This window comes from uncultured Porphyromonas sp. (assembly GCF_934359325.1).
In the GTDB taxonomy this organism is placed as follows: domain Bacteria; phylum Bacteroidota; class Bacteroidia; order Bacteroidales; family Porphyromonadaceae; genus Porphyromonas_A.
This window is the reverse complement of sequence record NZ_CAKRLH010000192.1, coordinates 1-3,152: the sequence shown is the minus strand read 5'-3', so window position 1 is coordinate 3,152 and position 3,152 is coordinate 1. Positions and strand designations below refer to the sequence as shown.

The following is a 3,152-nucleotide window of genomic DNA, read 5'->3' as shown; positions in this document are numbered from 1 at the left end:
AGGCCCTGTAGTTCAACGGATAGAACGGAAGTTTCCTAAACTTTAGATGGGAGTTCGATTCTCCCCGGGGTCACTCCAGCCAGCAGGTGTGCCGTCTCAGCGACAGGCGCACCTGCTTTTTATTGTGTAGAAGCAGAAGAAAGACCACCCTCAGGAGTTCAGTACTCCTGATGGTGGTCTCTATTAAATACAAATAAATTGATTGCTCAAAAACATGAGTCCAGCGACCGGGCAGACGTTGCCGTCACCCTATCTGCTGACATGGAGGGAGAAACTGCTCATCCGGCAGCGAGATAAAGGGAGTCACACCACTGACACCCCATCCAGCCAGATGCGGTCCAAGCTATAGACCTCACTCACCAGTCCGGAGGAGAGCTTAAAAACCTGCGGACCGCGCCGCATAAGTTGCTGTCTCATACCTCGGCTAAGCTGTGAGGCTGCCAGGATCCGTGTCCCCATGGCCACATTATCTGCCTTAGCAAAGAGTCGGGCATCGTCATCGCTGTCATCCAGACAGATCGAGTAGACCGTTACTCCACTTGTAAGTGATCGGTGCGAGAGCATCGCGTTGATCGCTCTCGAGAGACCATCATCCGTCCGCCAGGTCACGACGAGTGCTGTCTCAGGACCACGTCCAAGGGCACTGAGTGTGTCATGGAAACCCTCCATTTCTCTTCCTGGAAAGCGCTCTCCCGGATTGAGTCCATAGTCGGGCTCTACGGGAGCCACTCTGGCAGACAGACACGACAGTGTCAGTATCAGAGCGAGCCCTCCAAGTACGAAATTTCTGAATCTCATATCAAATTGTCTAGTGAATAGATATCCTGAGTCGCCACATACCCTCACGGGCCGGCATTGCGGTCAGGCGTCCGTGTCTCGGAACCTTTTGTGAGGACAACCTCTGTTGTCCATCGCACTAAGCGGTGCAAATGTACGTGATTTATGCCTTGCGACAAAATACTCACCTCTAGTACTCAGGGCTTTCCCGCTCCCAGAGAGGGATAAACTAGGAACACCCCACCCTGCGTCCTGAGGCGAAACCGGCTATCTCCAACCGGATGAATAGTGACAGAGAAGTCAGCAAAGGAGCGCCATTTTGTCACCGGCAGACTTGTCAGGTCGGACTTGGCACACTTTTCCCTAAGTCAATAGTGCAATTAAAGACTATTTCAATCACTATTTAGTAGCTCAATTATGAATATCAAACCGTTAGCAGACAGAGTCCTCATCCAGCCCGCAGAGGCAGAGAAGACCACTGCATCAGGCATCGTCATCCCTGACTCATCTGAGAAGAAGCCGGTCCGCGGCAAGGTCATCGCCGTCGGTGAGGGTACCAAGGATGAGAAAATGGTGCTTAAGGAGGGAGACAACGTCCTATATGGCAAGTACGCAGGTACCGAGGTCGAGGACGGGGATACGAAGTACCTCATCATGCGCCAGAGCGATGTGCTCGGCATCATTGAGTAATCAACTGTAATAAAACTTCAAAGGAATCAAATCACAACATATATATGGCTAAGCAAATCAAGTACAGCACAGAGGCAAGGACCCTCCTCAAGGATGGTGTCGACAAGCTCTCCGATGCAGTCAAGACTACTCTCGGACCTAAGGGACGCAACGTGATCCTGGACCGCAAGTTTGGCGCTCCCCACATCACCAAGGATGGTGTCTCCGTAGCTAAGGAGATCGAGCTGGAGGATCCGTATGAGAACATGGGTGCCCAGCTGGTCAAAGAGGTGGCCTCTAAGACCAACGACGACGCCGGTGACGGAACCACTACCGCAACTGTCCTCGCACAGAGCATCATCAGCGTTGGGCTCAAGAACGTTGCCGCAGGCGCTGCTCCTCTGGAGATCAAGAGAGGTATCGATAAGGCCGTCAAGGTCATCGTCGAGGATCTGAAGAAGCAGAGCGTCGAGGTAGGCACTGATCTAAAGAAGATCGAGTACGTAGCCACACTATCCGCCAATGGAGATGAGGAGATCGGCAAACTGATCGCCGAGGCCTTCGGTAAGGTCAAGAAGGAGGGTGTCATCACTGTCGAGGAGGCTAAGGGCATGGAGACTTACGTAGACGTCGTCGAGGGAATGCAATTCGACAAGGGCTACATCTCCCCCTACTTCGTGACCGATACGGACAAGATGCTGACTGAGTTTGACAACCCCTACATCCTGATCTACGACAAGAAGATCAGCAACATCAAGGACATCCTCCCGATCCTCGAGAAGGTCTCCCAGAGCGGTCGTCCTCTCCTGATCATCGCAGAGGACGTGGAGAGCGAGGCACTTGCTACCCTCGTGGTGAATAAGCTCCGCGGCATCCTCCAGATCGCCGCTGTCAAGGCTCCCGGCTACGGCGATCGCCGCAAGCAGATGCTCGAGGACATCGCCATCCTCACCGGGGCAACCGTAGTGAGCGAGGAGGTCGGTCTCAAGCTCGAGAACGCCACTGCAGATATGCTCGGAAGTGCCGAGAAGATCAGCGTGGACAAGGATCACACCACCATCGTAGGCGGCAAGGGCGACAAGGATGCTCTCGCCAATCGTGTCAGCCAGCTCCGCAATCAGATCGAGGCTACCACCTCTGACTACGACCGTGAGAAGCTCCAGGAGCGTCTCGCCAAGCTCGCCGGCGGTGTGGCAGTCCTCTACGTCAGCGCCCCCAGTGAGGTGGAGATGAAGGAGAAGAAGGACCGCGTCGATGACGCTCTAAGCGCCACTCGCGCAGCGATCGAGGAGGGAACTGTCCCCGGCGGTGGTGTCGCCTACATCCGTGCCCAGAAGGCTCTCGAGGGTCTCAAGGGTGCCAATGACGACGAGCAGACCGGTATCGACATCATCTGCCGCGCCATCGAGGAGCCGCTGCGTCAGATCGTCGCCAACGCCGGCAAGGAGGGCGCTGTAGTGGTACAGAAGGTCCGCGAGTCGGAGGGTGACTATGGATACAATGCACGTGAGGATCGATTTGAGAACCTCCGCGAGTCCGGTGTCATCGACCCGACCAAGGTATCCCGTGTCGCTCTCGAGAATGCAGCCTCCATCGCAGGCATGTTCCTCACGACTGAGTGCGTCATCACCGACATCAAGGAGGATGAGCCTGCCATGAATCCTGCCGCAGGTATGCCCCAGGGCATGTAATTCTGCCTCGCTGAG

General features: G+C 55.0%; 3 protein-coding genes and 1 tRNA gene. 3 read left to right on the top strand and 1 reads right to left on the bottom strand.

Annotated elements, in window-relative coordinates:
• Nucleotide 1 precedes the first annotated feature (1 nt).
• Nucleotides 2–73: transfer RNA gene (locus Q0F21_RS06740), tRNA-Arg, on the top strand.
• Nucleotides 74–303: 230 nt separating this feature from the next.
• Here Q0F21_RS06740 and Q0F21_RS06735 read toward each other — a convergent pair.
• Nucleotides 304–798, bottom strand: a complete 495-nt coding sequence (locus tag Q0F21_RS06735) for a hypothetical protein (protein WP_297238528.1) — start codon at nt 796–798, stop codon at nt 304–306.
• Nucleotides 799–1,194: 396 nt separating this feature from the next.
• Between Q0F21_RS06735 and Q0F21_RS06730 the strand changes: the two genes are divergently transcribed.
• Both Q0F21_RS06730 and groL read left to right on the top strand, forming a co-directional pair.
• Nucleotides 1,195–1,467: a co-chaperone GroES gene (locus tag Q0F21_RS06730; RefSeq protein ID WP_018106661.1), complete on the top strand. Its 273-nt coding sequence runs from the start codon at nt 1,195–1,197 to the stop codon at nt 1,465–1,467.
• Nucleotides 1,468–1,511: 44 nt separating this feature from the next.
• The gene (groL, locus tag Q0F21_RS06725) at nt 1,512–3,137 is read left to right on the top strand and encodes a chaperonin GroEL (RefSeq protein ID WP_018106662.1); all 1,626 of its coding nucleotides are present in this window, start codon (nt 1,512–1,514) and stop codon (nt 3,135–3,137) included.
• The last annotated feature ends 15 nt before the right edge of the window (nt 3,138–3,152 follow it).